Origin of the sequence: Paeniglutamicibacter sp. NPDC091659 (genome assembly GCF_044756805.1) — a bacterium.
Classification (GTDB): Bacteria; Actinomycetota; Actinomycetes; order Actinomycetales; family Micrococcaceae; genus Paeniglutamicibacter.
Map to the genome: position 1 here is coordinate 120,677 of NZ_JBIVTO010000007.1, position 23,773 is coordinate 144,449.

20 protein-coding genes and 1 tRNA gene are annotated in these 23,773 nt (G+C 65.1%); 18 read left to right on the forward strand and 3 right to left on the reverse strand.

From position 1 onward, the window contains the following. Positions 1-76 precede the first annotated feature (76 nt). The 18 genes from ACIQLF_RS14055 (at position 77) to ACIQLF_RS14140 (ending at position 20,865) form a co-directional block, all read left to right on the forward strand. A complete protein-coding gene (locus tag ACIQLF_RS14055; protein ID WP_400299482.1) occupies positions 77-1,303 on the forward strand; it encodes an amidohydrolase in 1,227 nt (408 codons plus the stop codon). A 229-nt stretch (positions 1,304-1,532) separates the two neighbouring features. After that, positions 1,533-2,651: a BMP family protein gene (locus ACIQLF_RS14060; protein ID WP_400299484.1), complete on the forward strand. Its 1,119-nt coding sequence runs from the start codon at positions 1,533-1,535 to the stop codon at positions 2,649-2,651. A gap of 208 nt (positions 2,652-2,859) precedes the next feature. Beyond that, positions 2,860-4,404 carry an ABC transporter ATP-binding protein gene (locus ACIQLF_RS14065; RefSeq protein WP_400299486.1) on the forward strand — a complete coding sequence of 515 codons (1,545 nt, stop codon included), beginning with the start codon at positions 2,860-2,862 and terminating at the stop codon, positions 4,402-4,404. Continuing rightward, positions 4,401-5,684, forward strand: a complete 1,284-nt coding sequence (locus ACIQLF_RS14070; protein WP_400299488.1) for an ABC transporter permease — start codon at positions 4,401-4,403, stop codon at positions 5,682-5,684. Before ACIQLF_RS14065 ends, ACIQLF_RS14070 begins: the two co-directional genes overlap by 4 nt. Continuing rightward, complete coding sequence (locus tag ACIQLF_RS14075; RefSeq protein ID WP_400299490.1) at positions 5,681-6,973, forward strand: ABC transporter permease; 1,293 nt, start codon at positions 5,681-5,683, stop codon at positions 6,971-6,973. Before ACIQLF_RS14070 ends, ACIQLF_RS14075 begins: the two co-directional genes overlap by 4 nt. A gap of 7 nt (positions 6,974-6,980) precedes the next feature. Continuing rightward, positions 6,981-7,382 carry a cytidine deaminase gene (locus ACIQLF_RS14080; RefSeq protein ID WP_400299493.1) on the forward strand — a complete coding sequence of 134 codons (402 nt, stop codon included), beginning with the start codon at positions 6,981-6,983 and terminating at the stop codon, positions 7,380-7,382. A 64-nt stretch (positions 7,383-7,446) separates the two neighbouring features. Further along, positions 7,447-8,760, forward strand: coding sequence for a thymidine phosphorylase (locus ACIQLF_RS14085; RefSeq protein ID WP_400299495.1), 1,314 nt, complete (start codon positions 7,447-7,449; stop codon positions 8,758-8,760). 192 nt (positions 8,761-8,952) lie between these two features. Next, the gene (locus ACIQLF_RS14090) at positions 8,953-9,669 is read left to right on the forward strand and encodes a DedA family protein (protein WP_400299496.1); all 717 of its coding nucleotides are present in this window, start codon (positions 8,953-8,955) and stop codon (positions 9,667-9,669) included. A gap of 98 nt (positions 9,670-9,767) precedes the next feature. Beyond that, entirely contained in the window at positions 9,768-10,967 is a 1,200-nt protein-coding gene (locus ACIQLF_RS14095; RefSeq protein ID WP_400299834.1) for an adenosine deaminase, read from the forward strand. A 246-nt stretch (positions 10,968-11,213) separates the two neighbouring features. Next, positions 11,214-11,912 carry a MazG nucleotide pyrophosphohydrolase domain-containing protein gene (locus ACIQLF_RS14100; RefSeq protein WP_400299498.1) on the forward strand — a complete coding sequence of 233 codons (699 nt, stop codon included), beginning with the start codon at positions 11,214-11,216 and terminating at the stop codon, positions 11,910-11,912. A gap of 98 nt (positions 11,913-12,010) precedes the next feature. Next, positions 12,011-13,291, forward strand: coding sequence for a phosphopyruvate hydratase (gene eno / locus ACIQLF_RS14105; RefSeq protein ID WP_400299500.1), 1,281 nt, complete (start codon positions 12,011-12,013; stop codon positions 13,289-13,291). Positions 13,292-13,436: 145 nt separating this feature from the next. After that, complete coding sequence (locus tag ACIQLF_RS14110) at positions 13,437-14,342, forward strand: septum formation initiator family protein (protein ID WP_400299502.1); 906 nt, start codon at positions 13,437-13,439, stop codon at positions 14,340-14,342. 33 nt (positions 14,343-14,375) lie between these two features. Beyond that, on the forward strand, positions 14,376-15,080 hold the full coding sequence (locus tag ACIQLF_RS14115) for a DUF501 domain-containing protein (RefSeq protein WP_400299505.1): 705 nt from the start codon (positions 14,376-14,378) through the stop codon (positions 15,078-15,080). A 13-nt stretch (positions 15,081-15,093) separates the two neighbouring features. Continuing rightward, positions 15,094-16,044, forward strand: a complete 951-nt coding sequence (locus ACIQLF_RS14120; RefSeq protein ID WP_400299507.1) for an exopolyphosphatase — start codon at positions 15,094-15,096, stop codon at positions 16,042-16,044. A 27-nt stretch (positions 16,045-16,071) separates the two neighbouring features. Further along, positions 16,072-17,580, forward strand: a complete 1,509-nt coding sequence (locus tag ACIQLF_RS14125; protein ID WP_400299510.1) for a S8 family serine peptidase — start codon at positions 16,072-16,074, stop codon at positions 17,578-17,580. Between the two features lie 65 nt (positions 17,581-17,645). Next, positions 17,646-19,019: an NAD(P)/FAD-dependent oxidoreductase gene (locus tag ACIQLF_RS14130; RefSeq protein WP_400299513.1), complete on the forward strand. Its 1,374-nt coding sequence runs from the start codon at positions 17,646-17,648 to the stop codon at positions 19,017-19,019. Positions 19,020-19,165: 146 nt separating this feature from the next. Then, positions 19,166-19,247 (forward strand) — tRNA-Leu (locus ACIQLF_RS14135). A gap of 337 nt (positions 19,248-19,584) precedes the next feature. After that, positions 19,585-20,865 (forward strand): ABC transporter substrate-binding protein, encoded by a 1,281-nt coding sequence (locus ACIQLF_RS14140; protein WP_400299514.1) that lies wholly within the window; start codon positions 19,585-19,587, stop codon positions 20,863-20,865. 95 nt (positions 20,866-20,960) lie between these two features. Here ACIQLF_RS14140 and ACIQLF_RS14145 read toward each other — a convergent pair whose 3' ends face one another. From ACIQLF_RS14145 to ACIQLF_RS14155, 3 genes are read right to left on the reverse strand one after another with little or no spacing between them, the layout of a single operon-like run. Next, the gene (locus ACIQLF_RS14145) at positions 20,961-21,746 is read right to left on the reverse strand and encodes an ABC transporter ATP-binding protein (RefSeq protein ID WP_400299516.1); all 786 of its coding nucleotides are present in this window, start codon (positions 21,744-21,746) and stop codon (positions 20,961-20,963) included. After that, entirely contained in the window at positions 21,743-22,795 is a 1,053-nt protein-coding gene (locus ACIQLF_RS14150; RefSeq protein WP_400299519.1) for an ABC transporter ATP-binding protein, read from the reverse strand. The genes ACIQLF_RS14145 and ACIQLF_RS14150 overlap by 4 nt, the downstream gene beginning before the upstream one ends. Further along, positions 22,792-23,772, reverse strand: a complete 981-nt coding sequence (locus tag ACIQLF_RS14155) for a branched-chain amino acid ABC transporter permease (RefSeq protein WP_400299522.1) — start codon at positions 23,770-23,772, stop codon at positions 22,792-22,794. Before ACIQLF_RS14155 ends, ACIQLF_RS14150 begins: the two co-directional genes overlap by 4 nt. Position 23,773: the final 1 nt, after the last annotated feature.

Below are 23,773 nucleotides of genomic sequence, written 5' to 3' on the forward strand. Positions count from 1 at the left end.
CAACACGCAACACTGCAACATTTGCACGCAAAGCGGGATGCTGCAGACCCCAGCCAGTATTGTCGTTCATGTGCGCATGAGTATTGAACAAAACCAGCAGATTCCCTCGGTCAAGCCCTGGGTGGCCCCGCTCCTTGGCGAGCTGGTGGACTTCCGCCGCGAACTGCACGCCAACCCCGAACTTTCGTTCGTGGAATACAAGACCACCGAGCGCATCCTCGCCCAGCTGCGGGCCGTCGGCCTGGATCCCGTCGCGCTGGAGGAAACCGGTGCCTTCGTCGACGTCGGAACCGGCCCGATCGCGCTGGCCCTGCGCGCCGACATCGATGCCCTGCCGATCCTCGAGGAAACCGGGCTCGAGTACGCCTCGGTCGTCAACGGCGTGGCTCACTCCTGCGGCCACGACATCCACACCACGGTCATGCTGGGCGTCGCCAAGGTGCTCAAGTCCCTTGACGACGAGGGCAAGCTCAACGGCCGCATCCGCGTGATCTTCCAGCCGGCCGAGGAAAAGATGCCCGGCGGCGCACTCTCCGTCATCGCGGCGGGCGTCCTCGACGAGGTGCCGCGCATCCTGGCGCTGCACTGCGAACCGCGCATCGACGCGGGCAAGATCGGCACGCGCATCGGCGCGATCACCAGCGCCAGCGACACCATCAAGATCGAGCTCACCGGCCGCGGCGGACACACCTCGCGCCCGCACCTGACCGAGGACCTGGTCTTCGCGATGAGCCAGATCGCCATCAACGTACCGGCCGTGCTGGGCCGCCGCATCGACGTGCGTTCCGCCGTTTCGGTGGTCTGGGGGCAGATCCACGCGGGAAGCGCACCCAACGCCATTCCGGCGACCGGCTACCTGGCCGGAACCATGCGCTGCCTTGACGGCGAGGCGTGGGAGGGTGCCGGCGACCTGCTGGACGAGGTCGTGCGCCAGGTCGCAGCCCCCTACGGCGTCGAGGTGAAGCTCGAACACACCCGCGGCGTGCCTCCGGTGATCAACAACGAGGACGAAACCGACCTCATCGAGGATTCGGCCCGCGCCGAGATCGGTTCCGCAGCCATCGTGCTGACCCCGCAGTCGATGGGCGGGGAAGATTTTGCCTGGATGACAAACAAGGTCCCCGGATCCATGATGCGGCTGGGCACACGCACCCCCGGAGGGGAAACCTACGACCTGCACCGTGGCGACTACATCCCTGATGAATCGGCAATTGAGGTCGGCGTTACGGTCATGGCGGCGGCAGCGGTGAGGGCCATCGCCCAGCTGAACGGGGCGGTGGAGGGAGCTACGTCAAGCGCTTAGAGTGTTATGCGCTTGTAACATTTGGGGGCTCGAACGGGGCACTTTGGGCGCTAGGCTAGGTGGACGTGAAGTCGTCGTTTCCGAAACCCCGTTTCCGGGTTGCGGGACGGATGCGATTCACCACCCGGTGCCTAGCGGCAATGCAACAGACACGATTTCGTGTGGAACACAAGATATTTGCGTCCCCGGATCGTCACCCGTAGCTCGTAACCCAATGGAGGGAACCTACATGCGCAACATGAAGCGCAAGTCCGGAGTGGCCGCGGCCATTCTCGGCATTTCTGCACTCGTTTTGACTGGCTGCGGCGCGGCTCCGGAGGCTGCCCCCTCAGGTTCGGCAGCACCGAGCGCCGGCGGCTCGGCCGCGGCAACCGACTTCACCGGTTGCATCGTTTCCGACTCCGGTGGATTCGACGACCGTTCCTTCAACCAGTCCTCCTACGAGGGCCTGATGCAGGCGAAAGCCGATCTGGGCATCCAGGTGAAGAAGGCCGAGTCGAAGGCAGCAACCGACTTCGCCCCGAACCTGAACTCGATGGTCAAGGGCGGCTGTGACATCACCGTCACCGTCGGCTTCCTGCTCTCGGACGAGACCAAGAAGGTTGCCGCAGCGAACCCGGAGAAGCACTTCGCGATCGTTGACGACAACGCCATTGACGCCAAGAACGTCAAGCCGATCATCTACGACACGGCCCAAGCCGCTTTCATGGCCGGCTACCTCGCGGCAGGCATGTCCGAGACCGGCAAGGTCGCCACCTACGGCGGCATGAACATCCCGACTGTCTCCATCTTCATGGACGGCTACGCCGATGGCGTTGCCTACTACAACGAGAAGAAGTCCAAGAACGTTGAGGTTCTGGGCTGGGACGTTGCCAAGCAGAACGGCACCTTCACCGGTGACTTCGAGAACCAGGGTGCCGGCAAGAACACCACGCTGACCTTCGCCAACGAAGGCGCCGACGTGATCATGCCGGTTGCAGGCCCGGTCGGCCTGGGCACCATGGACGCCGTCAAGGACCTGAAGGCCAGCGGCAAGGACGTCAAGGTCATCTGGGTCGACGCCGACGGCTTCGAATCCCTGGCCTCGGGCAACGAATTCGTCCTCTCCTCGGTCATCAAGGAAATGGGCAAGTCCGTCGAAGACGTTGTCGCCTCCGACGTTGCCGGCAAGTTCGACTCCACCCCGTACGTTGGAACCCTCGAAAACGGCGGCGTCTCCCTCGCCCCGTTCCACGATTTCGATTCCAAGGTCCCGGCCGAGCTCAAGAGCGAGCTCGACCAGCTGAAGGCCGACATCATTTCGGGCACCGTGAAGGTCGAATCGCTTTCCAGCCCGAAGACCAAGTAACACAGCAACAAGGCAGCAAGCCAAACGCGCCGTTCCGGCCCTTTTCCCGCCCCTGCGGGAGAAGTACAGGACGGCGCGTTTGGTTGTGCCCATCAACGGCATTCCGCCTCAGGCCCGTTTTGACTAGGGTAGAGAGCGCGGGACCCACTTCAAGACGACACCCCCCGGCCCTTGTTGGGCCGGATGAGAAGGAAAACGGGTAGCAGACGTGAAACTCGAGCTTCGGGGCATCACCAAAAGATTCGGCAACTTCACTGCCAACGACCACATCGACGTCATCGTCGAGTCCGGCCAGGTCCATTCCCTGCTCGGTGAAAACGGGGCCGGTAAATCGACCCTCATGAACGTTCTTTTCGGCCTCTACGAGGCCACCGAGGGCCAGATCCTCATCGACGACAAGCCAGTGAAGTTCAACGGCCCCGGCGATGCCATGGCCGCCGGGATCGGAATGGTGCACCAGCACTTCATGCTCGTACCCGTCTTCACGGTCGCCGAGAACGTCGCCCTGGGTAACGAGGACACCGGCCCGGCAGGCATCCTGGACCTCGAGAAGACCCGCGCCCGCATCCGCGAGATTTCCGACCGCTACGGGTTCGGCGTCGATCCCGATGCCGTCATCGAGGACCTGCCCGTTGGCGTGCAGCAGCGAGTGGAGATCATCAAGGCACTGGTCCGCGACGCCAAGGTGCTGATCCTCGACGAGCCCACCGCGGTGCTCACCCCGCAGGAAACCGACGAACTGCTGAACATCATGCGGCAGCTGCGCAACTCCGGCACCGCCGTCGTCTTCATCTCGCACAAGCTGCGCGAGGTCAAGGCCATCTCCGACACCATCACGGTGATCCGCCGCGGCAAGGTCGTCGGCAAGGCCGATCCGGGCGCCTCGGCCTCCGAGCTCGCCGCCCTGATGGTCGGCCGTTCGGTCTCGCTGAACCTGGACAAGGACGCGCCGAAGCTCGGCGAGGAAACCTTCAAGATCACCGACCTTTCGGTGCTCGCCTCCTCCGGCCAGCTGCTGCTGGACTCCGTGAGCTTCGGCATCTCCCAGGGCGAGATCCTCGCCGTGGCGGGCGTCCAGGGCAACGGCCAGACCGAGCTGACCGAGTCCATCATGGGCCTGATGGACCACGTGAGCGGTTCCATCAAGCTCGGCGGCAAGGAACTCGTCGGACGCACCGTCAAGCAGATCATCAACTCCGGCGTCGGCTTTGTCCCCGAGGACCGCAGCACCGACGGCGTCATCGGCACCTTCACGGTCGCCGAGAACCTGGTGCTGAACCAGTACGACAAGGCGCCCTACGCCCGCGGAATGAACATGAAGCCCGCGGTGATGCTGAAGAACGCGCTGAAGAAGATCACCGAGTTCGACGTGCGCACCCAGGGTCCGGACGCCGAGGCCGGGACGCTTTCGGGCGGCAACCAGCAGAAGGTCGTCATGGCCCGCGAGCTTTCCCGCCCGCTGAAGCTGTTCATCGCCTCCCAGCCGACCCGCGGCGTGGACGTCGGATCCATCGAATTCCTGCACCGGCGCATCGTCGCAGAGCGGGATTCGGGCACCCCGGTGTTGATCGTCTCCACCGAGCTCGACGAGGTCGTCGAGCTCGCCGACAGGATTGCCGTGCTTTACAAGGGCAAGCTGGTCGGCATCGTCCCGGGGGACACCCCGCGTGACGTCCTGGGCCTGATGATGGCCGGGGCAAGCAACGAAGAAGCCGAATCCCAAAGCGCCACTGAAGGCAAGGAACGAGCATGAGCACCACTCCAGACCTGCCACCGGCAGAACACACCGACATCCTGGAGACGCCGCCACCGGCGCCCGTGGTGCACCACCACACCGAACCCGGCGAGCCGCTGCTCAAGCGCATCATGACAGGCAACGGCCTGGTCTCCGTGCTGGCCATCCTGCTCTCGCTGCTGGTCGGCGCGATCCTGATCGCCTTCACCGACGAGCGCGTCACCTCCACGGCCAGCTACTTCTTCAGCCGCCCCAGCGACATGCTGACCGCCGTGTGGGACTCGGTCTCCGAGGCCTACATCGCGCTGTTCCAGTCCAGCATCATCAACACCTCGGCCGAGAGCTTCTCCGACGCGATCTACCCGCTGACCGAGACCCTCACCATCGCCACCCCGCTGGTCCTGGCGGGCCTCGGCGTGGCCCTGGCGTTCCGCGTCGGCCTGTTCAACATCGGCGCCCAGGGGCAGATCATCCTCGGCGCGACGCTGGCCGGCTGGGTCGGCTTCACCCTTGACCTGCCGGTGGGCATCCACCTGGTGGTCGCGGTGCTCGCGGGCATCGTCGGCGGCGCACTCTGGGGCGGCATCGCCGGTTTCCTCAAGGCACGCCGCGGCGCGCACGAGGTGATCGTGACGATCATGCTCAACTACATCGCCGTGTACCTGCTGCTGTACCTGCTCTCCACCCCGGCGTTCCAGCGCGAGGGTTCCAACAACCCGCTCAGCGACCCGGTGGCCGAATCCGCCGCGTACCCGCTGATGTTCGGCGCGGACTTCCGCCTGCACTACGGCTTCCTGGTGGCGCTGGCCGCAGTGGCCTTCACTTGGTGGCTGCTGAACCGCTCCACCACGGGCTTCGAGATGCGCGCCGTGGGCGCCAACCCGGTCGCCGCGAAGACCGCGGGCATCAACGTGGGCCGCGCCTACCTGCTGTCCATGCTGATCGCCGGCGGCCTTGCCGGCCTGGCAGGCACCGCCCAGATCCTGGGCACCGAGCGTTCGCTCTCCGGCGGCATCGCGGCAAGCTTCGGCTTCGACGCGATCACCGTGGCACTGCTGGGCCGCTCCAACCCGATCGGCACGCTCTTCGCCGGGCTGCTCTTCGGCGCCCTGCGCGCCGGCGGCGTCGGCATGCAGGCCAACACCGGCATCCCGATCGACATCGTGCTGGTGGTCCAGTCCTTCATCGTGCTGTTCATCGCGGCCCCGCCGCTGGTGCGTTCGATCTTCCGGATCGGCACGTCCAAACCCAAGAACAAGAAGTCGGCCGCCAAGGCAGCCACCGGAGGTGCAGCATGAGCCACGCAACCATCGCCAAGGCGCCCGAGGCCGCCGCGGCACAGACCGCGGTGATCCGTTCCTGGGCCGCCCCGGCCACCTACATGGTGCTGGGCCTGCTGTCCCTGCTCGGGTTCGCCATCGGCAGCCCGAACGCCGACGCCCGCTTCCGCATCACTGACGGCTCGCAGAAGATCTCCGTCCCCGACATGGTGCTCGGCACCACGTTCGTGGGCTGGGCCGGCGCCGTGGTGATGCTCGGCATCGCCGCCTACGCGTTTGTCCTGGTGCGTGCCGGGCGCAAGCCCGCACGCTGGATGATGCCGGTCTTCGCGGCCGCCTTTGTCATCTCCTTCCTGGTCTGGGCGATCGGAAGCGCCGACACCCCCAACGTGTACCTCTCCGGCCTGATCGCCGGATCCTTCACGCTTGCCACACCGCTGATCTTCGGCTCGCTCTCCGGCGTGCTGTGCGAGCGGGCCGGTGTCGTGAACATCGCCATCGAGGGCCAGCTGCTGGCCGGCGCCTTCTGCGCCGCCATCGTCGGCTCGATGACCGGCTCGCTGTTCGCCGGCGTGCTCGCGGCGGTCGTCGGCTCGGTGCTGGTGTCCATGGTGCTGGCCGTCTTCGCCATCAAGTACCGGGTCAACCAGGTCATCGTCGGCGTGGTGCTCAACGTGCTGGTTGCGGGCCTGACCAGCTTCCTGTTCTCCACCGTGATGGTCACCGACCCGGAGAAGTACAACGAGCCCCCGGCGTTCTCGGTGATCCGCATCCCGCTGCTGGCCGACATCCCGATCTTCGGCCCGATCTTCTTCAACCAGACGATCCTGGGCTACGGCATGTACCTTGCCGTGTTCGTCGTCTGGTTCGGGCTGTTCAAGACACGCTGGGGCCTTCGGGTGCGCGCCGTCGGCGAGCACCCGAAGGCCGCGGACACCGTGGGCATCAAGGTCAACTCGCTGCGCTTCTGGAACGTGGTGCTCGCGGGCGTCGTCGCCGGCGTCGGCGGCGCGTTCTTCACGCTGGTCACCTCCTCGAGCTTCAACAAGGAAATGACGGCCGGACAGGGCTTCATCGCCTTGGCCGCGCTGATCTTCGGCCGCTGGAACCCGATCGGCGCGTTCTTCGCGGCGCTGCTCTTCGGTTTCTCGCTGAACCTCTCCTTCGTGCTGACGATCCTCGGCACCCCGGTGCCTAGCCAGTTCATGCAGATGCTGCCGTATGCGGTGACGATCTTCGCGGTCGCCGGACTGGTCGGCAAGTCCAAGGCGCCAGCGGCCGTCGGCGAACCGTATGTGAAGGAATAACGGGCCCATGGAACCGACAACCATCGACCCGGCCACCTGGGAAACTCTCCGGGTGGCTGCGGTCGCGGCCATGGAACGGGCCTACGCGCCGTACTCGAAGTTCAAGGTCGGCGCCGCGGCGCTGACCGAGGACGGGCGGATCGTCTCCGGCTGCAACGTAGAGAACGCGGCCTACGGGGTCACCCTGTGCGCCGAATGCTCCATGATTGGCGAGCTCTTCGCCACCGGTGGCGGCAAGCTGCGGGCCTTCTACTGCGTCGACGCGTCCGGCGGGCCGCTGATGCCGTGCGGCCGCTGCCGGCAGCTGCTGTCCGAGCACCGCGGGGACAACCTGGAACTGATGACCCCGCGCGGGATCCAGACCATGGACCAGGTGCTGCCCGACGCTTTCGGGCCGCACAACCTGTAAACCATTTGCCCCGTCCACCTCATGCGAGGCGGGCGGGGCAAACTCTTCACCCAAGGGAGCATTCATGAGCACGGAGAACTTTGACGCGGTCGACATCATCCGCATCAAGCGCGACCGCGGCACGCTCAGTGCCGAGCAGATCGACTGGACCATCGACGCCTACACCCGTGGCGTCATCGCCGAGGAGCAGATGGCCGCGCTGAACATGGCGATCCTGCTCAACGGCATGGACCGCGCGGAGATCTCCCGCTGGACCGCCGCGATGATCGACTCCGGGGAGCGCATGGACTTCTCCATGCTGCGCAACGCCGACGGCTCCGTGAAGCGGACGACCGACAAACACTCCACCGGCGGCGTGGGGGACAAGATCACCCTGCCGCTGGCCCCGCTGGTCGCGGTCTTCGGCGTGGCCGTCCCGCAGCTCTCCGGCCGCGGGCTCGGGCACACCGGCGGCACCCTGGACAAGCTCGAATCCATCGCCGGCTGGCGCGCGGAGCTGACCAACGAGGCCATGATGCGCCAGCTCAACGAGGTCGGCGCGGTCATCTGCGCCGCCGGCGCGGGCCTGGCCCCGGCGGACAAGAAGCTCTACGCGCTGCGCGACGTCACCGGCACCGTGGAGTCCATCCCGCTGATCGCCTCCTCCATCATGAGCAAGAAGATCGCCGAGGGCACCGGGGCCCTGGTGCTCGACGTGAAGGTCGGCTCCGGCGCCTTCATGAAGTCCCTGGTAGACGCCCGGGAACTTGCCCGCACCATGGTGAACCTGGGCACCGACGCCGGCGTGCACACCGTGGCGCTGCTGACCAACATGGACACCCCGCTGGGGCTGACCGCCGGCAACGCCATCGAGGTTGAGGAATCTATCGAGGTGCTCGCCGGGGGCGGGCCTGCCGACGTCGTGGAATTGACGGTCGCGCTGGCCACCGAGATGCTCGCCGGTGCCGGAATCCGCGACGCCGACGTGGCGGCCGCCCTGAAGGACGGCCGGGCCATGGACAAGTGGCGTGCCATGATCGCCGCACAGGGCGGCGACAACGACGCCCCGCTGCCGGTGGCCAAGGAATCGGACGTCGTCTACGCGCAGGCCGACGGCGTGCTCACCTCCCTCGACGCGATGGACGTGGGGGTCGCCGCCTGGCGACTGGGTGCCGGGCGCGCCCGCCGCGAGGACCCTGTGCAGGCAGGGGCGGGTGTGCGCCTGCACGCCAAACCCGGGGACATGGTGCGCCGCGGCCAGCCGCTGGCCACGATGCTCACCGACACCCCCGAGCGCTTCGAGCGGGCCCGCCCGCTGTTGGAGGGCGCGGCGGTCATTGCCCCCGCCGGAAGCCGCCCGAACATGGAACTGATCCTGGAACGGATTGCCGCTTCCTGATGCCCGCTGCGGGCGGGCCCCGGGGGTTGTCCCTGACTCATCCCCGGGTCCTGCCCCGGTTCATCCCTTGGATGGATTCACGAGGAGTCGATGCATGGGCGAAAATTGGTATTGAATGGTTGCAGGAGGGTTCTCCCCGACGCGCCGCCATCAGGAGCCAGCTCGGTAATTTCCAAGGAAAGTCGGTAAAAAGTGGATCTCATCAACGAGGCCATAGTCCACGCGGCAAACGCTTGGTGGATCCTGCCGATCGTCTACGTCTTCTGCCTCATTGACGGGTTCCTGCCGGTACTGCCGAGCGAAACCCTGTTGGTCGCACTCGGCGCCGTCGCTGCAAGCGCCGGGGAACCCAACGTCTTTCTGCTGATTCTGGTGGGGGCCGCCGGAGCCATCAGCGGGGACCAGATTGCCTACCGGATCGGGCGCCGCATCGGCACGGACAGGTTCGCGTGGATGCGCCGCAAGCGCACCACCAAGCTCTTCGCCTTTGCCCGGAAAGAGCTCTCGGTGCGCGGGGCCATGCTGATCTTCACGGCACGCTACATCCCGATCGGGCGCGTGGTGGTGAACCTGAGCGCCGGGGCAACCGGCTATTCCCTCAAGCGCTTCACCCTGCTCGATGTCATGGGCTGCCTGACCTGGGCAAGTTACTCGGTGGCGATCGGGGTCGTGGCCGGCGGCTGGTTCCATGACAACAAGATCCTGGGCATCGTACTGTCGGTGGCACTGGCCATCGCCCTGGGATATCTCATCGACAAGGTGATCCACGCGGTGCTCAAGCGCCTGGGCCGCCTGGGCACCGAACACGATTTCCCCGCCGAGGCCTTGGCCGTGGACGGCACGCCGGTGCTCGGGCAAATCCCCCTGCGCGTCCCCGGGGATTCCGAGCCCGGAGAGACCCACGCCTGAACCCGTGGCGACGGGGCGGTGAACAATTGCCCCGACTTCAGCACGGCCCACTGTCGGAACCAGGGGAGCCCCGATAGGCTGGGCAGGTGACTGACGAGATGATCCACATTGCATACGACCCATCCTTCGACTTCCGGGCCCTGCCCAAGGTTTCGCTCCACGACCACCTCGATGGGGGATTGCGCCCGCAAACCATCATCGAGCTGGCCGCGGAGGTGGGACACGAACTTCCCTCCACCAATGCCGAGGAACTCGGCGCCTGGTTCCGCGCCTCTGCGGACTCCGGTTCGCTGGAGCGCTACCTGGAGACTTTTGACCACACCATCGCCGTGATGCAGACCAAGGCCGCGCTCACCCGCGTGGCCCGCGAATTCGTCGAGGACCTCGTCGATGACGGCGTTGTCTACGGCGAGGTGCGCTGGGCGCCCGAGCAGCACCAGCGCGAGGGCCTGAGCCTTGACGACGTCGTCGAGGCGGTCCAGCGCGGGCTGGAGGAAGCCAGCGACGAGCTGACCGAGGCCGGCACCCCGATCCAGGTTGGCCAGATCATCACCGCCATGCGCCATGCCGACCGCGGCGTGGAAATCGCCGAGCTGGCCCTGCGCCACCGTTCGCGCGGCGTAGTCGGCTTCGACATCGCCGGCGCCGAGGACGGTTTCCCGCCCTCGCGCATGAAGGAAGCCTTCGACCTGCTGGCCGAGAACTTCTTCCCCACCACCGTGCACGCCGGCGAGGCCGCTGGCCTGGACTCCATCAAGGATGCGCTGATCACCGGTCGTGCGGTTCGCCTGGGACATGGCGTGCGCATCGCCGAGGACATCGAGATCCAGTTCGGCGGCGTGGACGACGACGGCGAAGAGGTCGGCGAGGACACCGGTCTGGTGAACCTGGGCCCCGTGGCAAACTGGGTCCGCGACCGCGGCATCGCCCTGGAAATCTGCCCGTCCTCCAACCTGCAGACCGGTGCCACTGCCGCATTCGGCGAGGGCATCGAATCGCACCCGGTGGACCTGCTGGTGCAGACGGGCTTCAACGTCACCATCTCCCCGGACAACCGCCTGATGAGCGGCACCACGCTGTCGGACGAATTTGAACTGCTGGTCGAGGCCTTCGACTACGACCTCGAGGACCTGCTGGACCTCACGCTCAACGCCGCAGAGGCTTCCTTCCTGCCGTTGGAGGAGCGCGAGGTCCTCGTCGACTTCATCAACGAGGCCTACGAGGCCATGTCGGATGGGGACGACGAAGAGTACGACGAAGAAGACGACGAGGAATACGACGAAGAGGACGAGGACTAACACCCGCGCCCCTCTTCGACCCCGCACTGCTGTGCTGCCGATGCCGGTGTTCCGCGTTCTCCTTCCGGGAGGGCGCGGAACACCGGCATCGGTGTTTTCGGGCGACGGTACTGTGAGCAACACCAAGGCCGCGGTCCGTCGGGAACGCACTTGTCACTCTCATATACTTGAACCCGGGCAACGATGCCCCAGGGTTTCCCGCCGCGATCGCGGCGTGAAACCCGAGGAACCCGGAAGGGAACGCGCGTGAGTGAGCAGGTCGACCGGCTCGTCGAAATCATGTCGCTGCTGCGCGCCCACTGCGCCTGGACAGCGGAACTCACCCACGAATCCCTGGTGCACTTCCTGCTTGAGGAATCCTACGAGCTCACCCACGCCATCGAATCCGGTGCCGACGATGCGGAACTGGCCGAGGAACTCGGCGACATCCTGCTCCAGGTCGCCCTGCATGCGGCCATCGGCGCCGAACGCGGTTCCTTCGACCTCGAGTCGATCGCCGCGGGGCTCAGCCGGAAGATGGTCCGCCGCAACAACCACATCTTCAACGCCGACGGCAGCCTGAAAGACGCATTCCCGGAGTCCATCGAGGAGATCATCGAATCCTGGGACCGGGCCAAGCGCGCGGAGAAGCCGCAGAACGAGGCGGCCGTCGCCGGCCTGCCCACGAATCTCCCGGCCCTGCTCTATGCCCAAAAATTCATCTCCCGCACCCAGCGCCACGCCGCGTTGGACGCCGTCGCGGGGGAATACCCACAGCCTTCTGTCCACCCCGGGAACCCGTTGGAAAACGCGGACCTGGATGATGAACAGAAATTGGGGGAGCACCTGCTTTCCCTCTGCGAACTGGCCCAAGCGCGCGGGCTCGATGCCGAACGAGCCCTGCGCACCGTGGTGCAACAACGCGTTGCCCGCACGGAACCCGGAACGCGCGACACAACTTCGTGAACTGGGCCTCACCCAAGCTAGGCTAGAGGCAGGCAACGGCGCCTGCGTCATGCAGTACACGTTTGACTAACATCCACACCTTGAAGGAGCACCTTCCCATGGCCTTGATCGATGCCATTCACGCCCGCGAAATCCTCGACTCCCGAGGAAACCCCACCGTCGAGGTAGAGGTTCTCCTCTCCGACGGTTCGATGGGTCGCGCCGCGGTTCCGTCCGGCGCCTCCACCGGTGCCTTCGAAGCCGCCGAGCGCCGCGACGAAGACCCGACGCGCTACCAGGGCAAGGGTGTCCTGGGCGCCGTTGCAGCAGTCATCGAGGACATCGCCGAAGCCGTCGAGGGCATGGATGCCTCCGACCAGCGCGCCATCGACTCCGTCATGCTGGACCTGGACGGCACGGCCAACAAGTCCAAGCTCGGCGCCAACGCCATCCTCGGCGTATCGCTGGCAGTGGCAAACGCCGCGGCCGAGTCCTCGAACTTGCCGCTGTACAAGTACCTGGGCGGCCCGAACGCCCACGTGCTGCCGGTTCCGCTGATGAACATCCTCAACGGCGGCTCGCACGCCGACTCGGACGTCGACATCCAGGAATTCATGATCGCCCCGCTGGGCGCATCCACCTTCTCCGAGGGCCTTCGCTGGGGCGTCGAGGTCTACCACAACCTCAAGTCCGTGCTGAAGGAAAAGGGCCTGTCCACCGGCCTGGGCGACGAGGGCGGCTTCGCCCCGAACCTGCCGTCCAACCGTGCGGCCCTGGAACTGATCATCGAGGCCATCACCCGCGCAGGCTACACCCCGGGCGAGGACATTGCCCTGGCCCTGGACGTTGCCTCCTCCGAATTCTTCGAGAACGGCACCTACCAGTTCGAAGGCAAGTCGGTCACCGCCCAGGAAATGAGCGACTACTACGCCCAGCTCGTCGCCGACTTCCCGATGGTCTCCATCGAGGACCCGCTGGACGAGGACGACTGGGAAGGCTGGAAGACCCTGACCGACGCCATCGGCGACAAGGTCCAGCTGGTCGGCGACGACCTGTTCGTCACCAACCCGGAGCGCCTGTCCCGCGGCATTGAGTCCGGCACCGCCAACTCGCTGCTGGTCAAGGTGAACCAGATCGGTTCGCTGACCGAGACCCTGGACGCCATCTCGATGGCCCAGCGTGCCGGTTACACCACCATCACCTCGCACCGCTCCGGCGAGACCGAAGACACCACGATCGCCGACATCTGCGTTGCCACCAACGCAGGGCAGATCAAGACCGGTGCCCCGGCCCGCTCCGAGCGCGTTGCCAAGTACAACCAGCTGCTGCGTATCGAAGAAGAACTCGGCGATGCGGCAGTTTACGCCGGCGCCGGCGCCTTCCCGCGTTTCGGTGCGTAACTAGCGCCAAAAGCACGTAGGCTCGTGGGGGAACCATTTTTGGTTCCCCCACGGGTTTCTTGCGTTTAACCAGGGGATCGTGGACCCAGGAACCACCACTTGGGGTCGTGAGGCACGCCCCCAAGACAACAGGGCAAGGAGTCAGATGGCCACGCGACGTCCTCCCATGCCACGGGCCGGGTCTTCGTCCGAGGACTCGCGCCGTGCCGCACCAATCCCGGAGGCCGCGCCGAGCCGGGCGCCCCAGGGCGCCGGAACCCCGAACCAGCGGACCGCACCGGGCAAGCCTCCGGCCAACGCAGCTCCCGTGCGCCCGCGAACCACGCGCGAACCCGACCGGCCGCCGGCGCAGCGGCGCGCTACCCAGCAAGCACCCAATGCCAAGGTGATCCCGCTGGGCCGCATCAACGACGCGGCACCCGATGCCCAGCCGGCCCCGAAACCCAAGGCGAAGCCCAAGGGCGACCACACCGCGGCAAAGTCGGCCAAGCCTGCCAAGGGTGAAAAGCCAGCCAAGGACAAGACAAACAAGAGCGAGCGACGAAAATCGATCGACTCCCAGCGGAGGATCGAGGACCGCAACCTGCTCTCCGGCGCCGTGCGCAAGGACGAGAAGGCGGCCAAGAAGCAGCCCAAGAAGGCTCCCGAGGGCCCGGCCAAGCCGATCCCGGCACGCAGCTTCTCCGGCCGCATCCTGGCGTTGAGCATTTCGCTGTCCGTCTTTGCCATGCTTTTGGTCCCCAGCATCGGCACCTATGCACGTCAGCGCGATGAAATCGCGGCGCTGGAGGCCGTCATCACGGCCAAGCAGGCCGAACAGGAAGGCCTCAAGGAACAGATCGCCCGGTGGGACGATCCGCTGTACATCAAACAGCAGGCACGAGACCGGATAAACTTGGTCATGCCCGGCGAGAGAAACTACATGGTTGTTGGCCGCAAACCAACAGACGCCCCGCCGGTGGAAGAAAACCACAGCCCCAACGAGATTCGTACGGATCTGCCGTGGGTCGACGCGCTATTCGACTCGGTCCAGCGCGCCGCCACGGATTGATCCACCCCCTGACACGAGGAGAAGTCCCCAACCGTGGACGCCGAAAACCCAAATCACGAAGCACTTGATGCCGCTGCGCGCGTGCCCAGCGAGCAAGACCTGGATACGCTCTCGCGCCAGCTGAACCGCCCGGTGCGCGACGTGGTAGAAATCGGCGCCCGCTGCATGTGCGGCAACCCGCTGGTGGCAACCACCGCCCCGCGTCTGTCCTCGGGCATCCCGTTCCCCACCACGTACTACCTGACGCACCCGGTGATCACCTCCGCGGTCTCCCGCCTCGAGGCTGCAGGCCTGATGATCGAGATGAACACCGAACTCGGCGAAGACGCGGACCTGGCACGGGCCTACGAGCTGGCCCACCATCACTACCTTGCCGTGCGCGACGCCATCGGCGAACGCTCCGGCACCGGCCCGGTCCCGGAAATCGCGGGCATCTCCGCCGGCGGCATGCCCACCCGCGTGAAGTGCCTGCACGTATTGGTCGGCCACTCGCTGGCGGCCGGCCCCGGCGTCAACCCGCTCGGCGACCGCGCGCTGGAAGGCATCGCCGAATGGTGGACCAAGGACAAGTGCTACTGCACCGGCGCCTGGGACACCGAGGGCCCGGCCCCCAGCCAGGACCGCTCGCGCCACGTGAAGACCCAGTCCGTGGACCCGGCCATCAAGCAGGCCGAGCGCGCAGCCGCACGCGCGGCCCGCGAGGCCGCTGCCGCCGACGAATCCGAAACCGGGAAGTAGGCAACACCCCTCCATGGCACGCGTTGCAGCAATCGACTGCGGAACGAACTCCATCCGCTTGCTCATTGCAGACATAGAGCAGGGCCCCGCGGGGCCGGTGCTGACCGATGTGCTGCGCCAGATGCGCGTGGTGCGCCTGGGCCAGGGCGTTGACGCCACCGGTGCGTTCGCGCCCGAGGCGCTGGAACGCACCTTCCTGGCGATCGACGAGTATGCGGCCATGATCAAGGAACACGGGGCCTCCAGGATCCGCTTCGTCGCGACCTCCGCCACGCGCGATGCCAAGAACCGCGGCGAATTCATCGACGCGGTCAAGGAACGTCTCGGCGTCGAACCCGAGGTCGTTGCCGGGGACGAGGAAGCAGCGCTGTCCTTCACCGGCGCCATCTCGGTGGCCCCACCGGCCCCGGGAACCACTGTCATGGTGGTGGACCTGGGCGGGGGATCCACCGAGTTCGTGCTCGGGGGAGCGGACGGCCCGCAGGCCGCCCTGAGCATGGACATGGGGTGCGTGCGGCTCACCGAACGCTTCTGGGGCCAGGAACAGCCCACCGCCGCGCAGATCGCCGCGGCCAGGGTGGAGGTCAACGGCATGCTCGACGTGGCGGCACGCACCATCGACTTCTCCGCGGTGGACCGCATCATCGGTGTGGCTGGAACCATCACCACACTCACCGCCGCGGCCCTGGGGCTGCAGGCCTATGATTCGACAGCCATCCACGGCGCCGAACTCGGCATCGAAAAGCTGCTCGAAGGCATCGAGTCCATGCTATCCGCGGACCGTGAAACCCGCGCCGCACTTGGCTTCATGCACCCGGGTCGGGTCGACGTCATTGCGGCGGGGGCACTGATCTACGGATGCATCCTTGAACGGGTGCGCGCGGCGACCAACGGGGCCATCGAGACGGCCACCGCGTCCGAGCACGATATTCTTGATGGAATTGCCTTGGGCCTCAGCGGATAAAGAACGTAGCTGTACCCGTAACGGAAAATGCTAGGAGAGCCCTTGAAGCGACGACTGCACCGCACCGGTGCCCTGATTCTCAGCCTCGGCCTCTTCGCGGCCATGGTGCTGGTTGGCGCTTCGAGCGCCAACGCGGACGCCGTGCGGGACAGCGAGTGGTGGCTCGAGTCATCGGGCATCACGAAGGCCTGGGAAGTTTCCAAGGGCAAGGGCGTGAAGGTCGCCGTCATCGACACGGGAATCGACACCAAGCACCCGGATCTCGTGGACGTCGTGGTCGGCGGCAAGGACGTCTCCGGCGCCGGCGAACCCGACGGTTCAAAGCCGCTGGGAAACCTGCCCGAACACGGAACCCTGGTGGCGACGCTGTTGGCCGGCCGCGGAAACAACTCGGTGGAGATCGACGGCGCGCGGGCCGACGCCGAGGCGCAGCAGATCGCCTATGACCGGGCCGTCCAGGAGGCGGAAACGGCGGGAAGGACCCCGCCGGTGAAGCCCGAGCCCATCGAGATCCCCGCGCCCGGACCGGGACCCGACGGAGTCGTCGGCGTGGCCCCGGAGGCCGAGCTGCTCTCTGTCTCCCTGTGGATGGGCACCGAAAACCCCGCCGGCATCAGCGTCGAGGACCAGGTCCCGGCAGCCGTCATCTGGGCCGTCGACAAGGGCGCCCGGGTCATCAACATGTCCCTGGGATCCACCCGACCCGAATGGCCGGTCAGTTGGGACCGGGCATTCAAGTACGCAGAGGACCACGACGTGGTCGTCGTTGCGGCCGCGGGAAACAGGGCCGGCGGCATGAACCAGGTCGGCGCGCCGGCGACGATCCCCGGTGTCCTGACGGTTGCGGGCATCGACCGCGAGGGCAAGGCCAGCGTGGATTCCTCGACCGAGGGCATCAGCATCGGTGTTGCGGCCCCGGCCGAGCCGCTGGTCGGCGGTCTGCCCGAAGGCGGCTACGCCAACTGGTCGGGCACCTCGGGCGCGGCCCCGCTGGTCTCCGGCGTTGCGGCGATGATCCGCGCCAAGTACCCGGACATGAAGGCCCCGCAGGTCATCAACCGCATCCTGTACACGGCGCGCGACGCGGGAAAGCCGGGAGTGGACAACCTCTACGGGCACGGCATCCTCGATGCCCACGCAGCGTTGACGGCGGAGGTGCCGATGGCCGCGGAGAACCCGATGAACACCATCACCGAATGGATCAGGGTCCACCGCCGCAGCGCGAAGCCGGACACCTCGCCAAGCATCGACCCCGGGGTGTCCACGGAGAAGTCCGACATCGCCCCCATCGCGGCCCCCAAGCCGCAGGCGCCCCCGGAGGACGGCAAGATCCTGCAGCCGGTGTTGGTGCTCGGGTTCGGTGCGCTGCTGCTCTTCACTGTCGTTGGCGGCTCCACCCACTACGTGCGTTCCTCGCGGACCAAGCGGCGTGCGGAAACGGCGGCTGTCGGCCCGGTCGCATCGTTGAAACTGGACGAGCCCGCCGGGGAACGGGACATCTTTGACGACCTGCCGGAGTCCGGCCCCAAACCCTGATTTGGCGTCCACCGAGCATTAGTGAACATTTTCACAAACGGTCTTTTTCGGGATAGCATGGACTCATGCCTATCACTGAACAACTTTCCGATCGCCCGCGCATTCTTGTAGTCGGCGGCGGCTATGTCGGACTCTACGTCGCGATGAAACTGCAGAAGAAGGTCAAGGACCACGGCGGCATCGTCACCGTCGTCGACCCGCTTCCATACATGACCTACCAGCCCTTCCTCCCCGAGGTTGCCGGCGGCCAGATCGAACCACGCCACGCCGTGGTATCGCACCGACAGCACCTCAAGCACGCCGAACTGATCAACGGCCGCGTCTCGGCCATCGACCACAAGAACAACAAGGCCGTCATCGTGCCCGTTGTCGGCGAGCCGTTCGAGATCGAGTACCGCGACGTTGTCATGGCCGCCGGTGCCATCACCCGCACCTTCCCGATCCCGGGCCTTGCCGACACCGGCATTGGCCTGAAGTCGATCGAGGAAGCCGTTGCACTGCGCAACAAGATCCTTGAGCGCATCGAATCCGCCTCGCTGATGACCGACGCCGTCGAGCGCAAGCGCGCGCTGACCTTCGTGGTCATCGGTGGCGGCTTTGCCGGCATCGAGACCATCGCCGAGATCGAGGACATGGCCCGCCACGCGGCCAAGCTCAACGGCCGCATCGAGAAGGGCGAACTGCGCTTCGTCGTCGTCGAGGCCATGGGCCGCATCATGCCCGAGGTCACCGAAGAGCAGGCGGTTTGGGTCGTCGACCACCTGCGCAGCCGCGGCATCGAGGTCATGCTCAACACCTCGCTGGCCAACGCCGAGGGCGGTGTCATGCAGCTGATCAACATGGCCGACAAGTCCCCGGCCGAGACCTTCGAAACCGACACCCTGATCTGGACCGCAGGCGTCATGGCCAACCCGATGGTTCGCTCCACCGATTTCCCGATCGAAGCCCGCGGCCGTGTCATGACCGGCACCGACCTGCGCATCACCGGCGAAGACGGCGTTGCCATCGAGGGCGCCTGGGCAGCCGGCGATGTTTCGGCAGTGCCCGACGTGACCGGCGGCCTGCCGGACGGCACCTGCGTGCCCAACGCACAGCACGCCGTGCGCCAGGCCAAGTTGCTGGCAAAGAACCTGTACGCCGCCCGCTACGGCGTCGGCCAGGTCAAGAACTACAAGCACAAGAACCTCGGCGCAGTCGCAGGCTTCGGCGCGCACAAGGGTGTCGCCAAGGTCATGGGCATCAAGCTCAAGGGCTTCCCGGCCTGGCTTGCACACCGCGGCTACCACGGCATGGCCATGCCGACGTTCGAACGCAAGTTCCGCGTGGTCGGCGGCTGGTTCAACTCGCTGCTCTTCCAGCGCGACACGCTGCAGCTGAACAACCTGGAAAACCCTCGCGCCACGTTCGTGGAGGCAGCAACCCCGAAGCCCCGCGTCTAAGGGACTACTGCTCCTCCTGCAACGGCCCAAGTGATAGGCAGGGTCGGTGCCGAAGGAGCCGAAACGTGGCCGTCCGGTGAACTTTTGGTTCGCCGGCGGGCACGTTTCACGCCAAAGCTCCCGATCGCGTACGCTTGATCGGGTAGGCCCCTATGGTGGAATTGGCATACACGACTGACTTAAAATCAGTTGCCGAAAGGCTTGTGGGTTCGAGTCCCACTGGGGGTACAGAATAACAAAATGCGGTTGTTGAAGGTTCCGAAAGGGATCTTCAACCACCGCTTTTTGCGTTTTTCGGACTGCTTTGGCTATTTCCTTTCTTTCCGTAGTCGGGCCCGTTTCGATTTGCCCCGGTGTTTCGATGCTTGCCGTTTGCAACGCAGCCCAATCTTCGGGTGTTGACAGAGACGCAAGTGAGGGGAGGGGTTTCCGCCGTCCGTTACGTTGCTGTAATCAAATACGCCTTATATTATTGTGTGATTTGCGTTACATTCCTTAATAGCCGGGGAGCCTCGGCTGCCCCTTGGGCGATAGCTTCGGGGGCATAATTTTGAGGAGAGCCAACATGGTCGCACTTGCACGATCGCGTTTTACTCGAGGAAGCCGTTTACTCGCGGTTGGAGCCGCAGTGGCCTTGACCGCAACCGCATGTGGAGGCGGCGGCGGAGGAGGTTCAACCAGTGAATCGCCAGGCGGGTCGGGTGCGCCGGCTGCTTCGAGTGATGGCCAGCTGAAGCTCGGCACCCTGCTGCCCAACACCGGTGCACTGAACTTCTTCGGGCCGCCGATGACAGCGGGCGTGAATCTGGCAGTCAAGGAGATCAACGCGGCCGGCGGGGTGAATGGGAAAGACGTGGCCACCATTAACCGCGATTCCGGCGACACCACGACGAACATCGCCACCCAGTCGACCACCGAAATGTTGGGACAAGGCGTTTCGGCAATCATCGGTGCAGCATCCTCCGGCGTGACAAAGACGGTGATCAACCAGATCACCGGCGAGGGAACGCTCATGATGTCGCCAGCCAACACGTCGCCGGACTTCAGCACGTGGGACGACAAGGGGCTCTACTGGCGCACCGCGCCCTCCGACGTCATGCAGGGCCGCATCCTGGGCAACGTCATGGTGGGCGACGGCGCTTCGACTGTCGGCATGATCGTGCTCAACGACGCCTACGGCACCGGCCTTGCCAAGAACATCAGGTCCGCCGTCGAAGGCGCGGGGGGCGAGATCGTGGCAGAATCCATGTTCAACGAGGGCGACTCGCAATTCTCATCCCAGATTGACGAGGTGGTGGCGGCGAATCCCGATGCAATTGCCATCCTGAGTTTCGACCAGGCCCGCTCAATCATTCCTTTGCTTATCCAGAAGGGTGTCCCGGCCAGCAAGATGTACTTTGTCGACGGCAACATCACCGACTACTCGAAGGACTTCGACAAGGGCACCCTGAAGGGTGCGCAGGGCACCCAGCCGGGTTCCTTCGCGAAGGACGATTTCAAGTCGCGTCTGGCGACAGTCGATGGCAAACTCCAGAACTGGAACTACGCCGCTGAGTCCTACGACGCCGCCACCGTAATTGCATTGGCAGCCACCGCCGCCAAGGCTGCCGACGGGAAATCAATTGCCTCGCAGCTCGAGGCGGTTTCGCGTGACGGCGAAAAGTGCAAGGATTTCGCCTCGTGCAAGAAGCTGCTCGACGAGGGCAAGGACATCGACTATGACGGCATCTCGGGTCCGCTCAGCTTCGACAAGAACGGCGACATCTCCGAGGGCATCATGGGCGTCTACAAGTACGACGACAACAATGTTCCGCAGCCGCTGCGTGAAGAGGCCGGTGCAGTCTAACGCCGGAAACGCACGCTAGCTCGAACGGGAAGAGGGGGTTGGGTTCATCTTGAACCCAACCCCCTCTTTACTGTTTCTTGTTTGGTCGTTTGCGTCTAGCTTCCGGGTGTAGGGTCCCGGTGCTGGTCCGCTTCCTCGCGTTCCACGGTCTCGGCAAGATTGCCGAGGTAGAGCTGGATGACCTTGGGGTCGTTGAGCAATTCCCTGCCGGTGCCCGTGTGAGCGTCGCGGCCCTGGTCCAGGACATAAGCGCGGTCGCAGATCTGCAGGCAGCGCCGCGCGTTTTGCTCGACCATGATCACACAGACCCCGGCGCGGTTGATCTCATGGACCCGCAAGAACGTCTCGTCCTGCTTGACAGGTGAAAGCCCGGCCGAGGGTTCATCGAGCAGCAACACTGCCGGGTCCATCATCAGGGCCCGGCCCATGGCCACCATCTGCCTTTCGCCGCCAGAAAGGGATCCTGCACGCTGGCTTCTGCGCTTGCCAAGCTCCGGGAACAGGGACGCGACGAAGTCAAAGCGTTCGGCGAAGTCCTTGGGGCGTTGGAAGAGGCCCATTTGCATGTTTTCCTCGATGGTCAGGGCTTGGAAAACATTGTTGGTCTGCGGCACGAAGCCCAGGCCGCGGGCCACCAATTTGTTGGCCTTCAACCCGGTAAGGTCCTCGCCATGCACCACAACTGTTCCCGAATGGACTTTGACCAGCCCGAACATTGCCTTGAGAAGTGTTGATTTGCCCGCGCCGTTGGGGCCGATGATGCCGATGAGTTCGCCCTTGCGGGCTTCCATGTTGCATCCGTTGAGGATGTTGACCCCGGGGATGTATCCGGCCACCAGGTCAGTGACGGTGACGACGGCCTGGCCGGCTGTTTCATTCATGGCTTCCCCTGGGTTTCGTCGGTTGAACCGGTTGGCTCCGTTGGATCGGATTGTTCGATGGGCGCCAGCAATTCGCCGGCGTCCTCCGTGCCGACCACTGACTCCTCATCCTCGCTGAGGGCATCTTCGAGCTTCGCCGCCCCGTCTGCGGTTCCGAGGTCGACATCGTGGTGCGCGCCCAGATAGGCGTCGATCACGGCGGGATCCTGCATGACGGCCTGCGGAGGGCCCTCGGCCACCACCTTGCCCTCGGCCATCACGATGACCCAGTCGGCAATGTGCCGGACCATGTGCATGTCGTGTTCAACGAAGAGCACCGTTGTTCCGGTGGCCTTCAGGTTCTTGATGTGATCCAGCAGCGATTGGGTCAGCGCAGGGTTCACGCCGGCCATGGGCTCGTCAAGCATGACCAGCTGCGGGTCGGCCATGAGCGCGCGGGCCATTTCCAGGAGCTTGCGTTGGCCGCCGGAAAGGGACGCAGCGTAGTCTTCACGCTTTTCGTGGAGCTTGAACTTCTTCAGCAGCACATCCGCGGTGGCGGTCAGCTCGGCTTCGCGCGCCTTCCACAGCCAGGGGAACATCGCCTTCCACAGGGATTCCCCGGGCTGGTCCTTGCCGCCCAGGCGCATGTTCTCGATGACGGTGAGCTTTCCCATGACCTTGGTCAATTGGAAGGTGCGCACCATGCCCATGCGGGCCACCCGGTGGGGAGGCACCCCTGAGAGGCTGTGCCCATCGAAGGTCCAGGAACCGGCATTGGGCGAGTCGAAGCCCGTGAGCAGGTTGAAGAGCGTGGTCTTTCCTGCTCCGTTGGGTCCGATCAAGGCCGTGATCTTGTGTCTGGGAATCTCCACGTGGTCCACGTCGACGGCGTGCAGCGCGCCAAACGTGCGTTGCACGCCGTCGACGACAATGATCGGATCCCGTTTGGCGCAGCCTGGCTCCGCCGGGCCCAGAGCAATCGGTCGAGTGTCGTGGACGTATGGGTTCTCGGTCTCGGGGGATACGTCCGTGGAAGGTGAGTCCGCGAACTGTTGCGCATCGGTCATGAGAATGCCAGTTCTTTCTTGTTGCCCAAAATTCCTTGGGGACGGAAAATCATGAGCAGCATCAGGGCGACGCCGACCAGGATGTAGCGAAGCTGGCCTGCCTGGATGCTGGTAAGGAACGTGATTGCCCCCGATTCGATGAGTCCGAGGAGGATGCCCTGGGTCAGCGAGAGCACAACCCAGAAGATCATCGCGCCGAGTATGGAGCCGAACACGGTAGCCATGCCGCCGAGCAACAACGCCGTCCACAGGAAGAACGTGAGTTCGGTTCCGTAGTTGGCAGGTTGAACGGCTCCCGTTGGCAACGTGAAGATGATTCCGGCCAGCGAGCCGAAGATTCCGCCGATGATCAACGCTTCCATCTTGTAAACAAAGACGTTCTTGCCAAGTGAACGCACGGCGTGCTCATCCTCGCGAATGCCCTTGAGCACCCGGCCCCACGGGCTGCGCATCAAACCCCAGACGATGCCCGCACACAGAAGCACCAAGGCCCAAGCGACAATGGATATCCAGAGGGTCCTGTCGTTGTATTGCAGCGGGCCAATCTGGTAGTTCCCCGGCGGGAACGGGTTCAGCCCGTAGAAGCCGCGTTCAAAGGTCGCCAGGCCGTTGGCCGAACCCGTGACCTTGGTCAGCGAGTTGGTGGTCACGACATACCTGACGATCTCGGCCGCCGCGATGGTCACGATTGCCAGGTAATCGGCGCGCAAGCGCAGCGTCGGGATGCCCAGCAGGAGTGCAAAAAGCACCGAGGCGGCGATGGCCGTCAAGACCGCCAGCGGCAGGGGCGCCCCGAATGTCAGGGTAGATATGGCAAAGCCGTAGGCGCCGACCGCCATGAATCCTGCCTGGCCGAAGTTCAGCAGCCCGGCGTATCCGAAGTGCACGGCCAGACCGAGGGCGGCCAGTGCGTACGAAGCGGTGATCGGGCTGACGATCTGGGTCAGCGCGTTGGTAAAGATCGTTGCGAAGTCCATG

What these genes read in the sequence shown, in the direction of transcription:
- ACIQLF_RS14055 (WP_400299482.1), top strand. Translation starts at nt 77, where the DNA reads ATGAGTATTGAACAAAACCAGCAGATTCCCTCGGTCAAGCCCTGGGTG.
- ACIQLF_RS14060 (WP_400299484.1), top strand. Translation starts at nt 1,533, where the DNA reads ATGCGCAACATGAAGCGCAAGTCCGGAGTGGCCGCGGCCATTCTCGGC.
- ACIQLF_RS14070 (WP_400299488.1), top strand. Translation starts at nt 4,401, where the DNA reads ATGAGCACCACTCCAGACCTGCCACCGGCAGAACACACCGACATCCTG.
- ACIQLF_RS14075 (WP_400299490.1), top strand. Translation starts at nt 5,681, where the DNA reads ATGAGCCACGCAACCATCGCCAAGGCGCCCGAGGCCGCCGCGGCACAG.
- ACIQLF_RS14080 (WP_400299493.1), top strand. Translation starts at nt 6,981, where the DNA reads ATGGAACCGACAACCATCGACCCGGCCACCTGGGAAACTCTCCGGGTG.
- ACIQLF_RS14085 (WP_400299495.1), top strand. Translation starts at nt 7,447, where the DNA reads ATGAGCACGGAGAACTTTGACGCGGTCGACATCATCCGCATCAAGCGC.
- ACIQLF_RS14095 (WP_400299834.1), top strand. Translation starts at nt 9,768, where the DNA reads ATGATCCACATTGCATACGACCCATCCTTCGACTTCCGGGCCCTGCCC.
- eno (WP_400299500.1), top strand. Translation starts at nt 12,011, where the DNA reads ATGGCCTTGATCGATGCCATTCACGCCCGCGAAATCCTCGACTCCCGA.
- ACIQLF_RS14110 (WP_400299502.1), top strand. Translation starts at nt 13,437, where the DNA reads ATGGCCACGCGACGTCCTCCCATGCCACGGGCCGGGTCTTCGTCCGAG.
- ACIQLF_RS14120 (WP_400299507.1), top strand. Translation starts at nt 15,094, where the DNA reads ATGGCACGCGTTGCAGCAATCGACTGCGGAACGAACTCCATCCGCTTG.
- ACIQLF_RS14125 (WP_400299510.1), top strand. Translation starts at nt 16,072, where the DNA reads ATGCTAGGAGAGCCCTTGAAGCGACGACTGCACCGCACCGGTGCCCTG.
- ACIQLF_RS14130 (WP_400299513.1), top strand. Translation starts at nt 17,646, where the DNA reads ATGCCTATCACTGAACAACTTTCCGATCGCCCGCGCATTCTTGTAGTC.
- ACIQLF_RS14140 (WP_400299514.1), top strand. Translation starts at nt 19,585, where the DNA reads ATGGTCGCACTTGCACGATCGCGTTTTACTCGAGGAAGCCGTTTACTC.
- ACIQLF_RS14145 (WP_400299516.1), bottom strand. Translation starts at nt 21,746, where the DNA reads ATGAATGAAACAGCCGGCCAGGCCGTCGTCACCGTCACTGACCTGGTG.
- ACIQLF_RS14150 (WP_400299519.1), bottom strand. Translation starts at nt 22,795, where the DNA reads ATGACCGATGCGCAACAGTTCGCGGACTCACCTTCCACGGACGTATCC.
- ACIQLF_RS14155 (WP_400299522.1), bottom strand. Translation starts at nt 23,772, where the DNA reads ATGGACTTCGCAACGATCTTTACCAACGCGCTGACCCAGATCGTCAGC.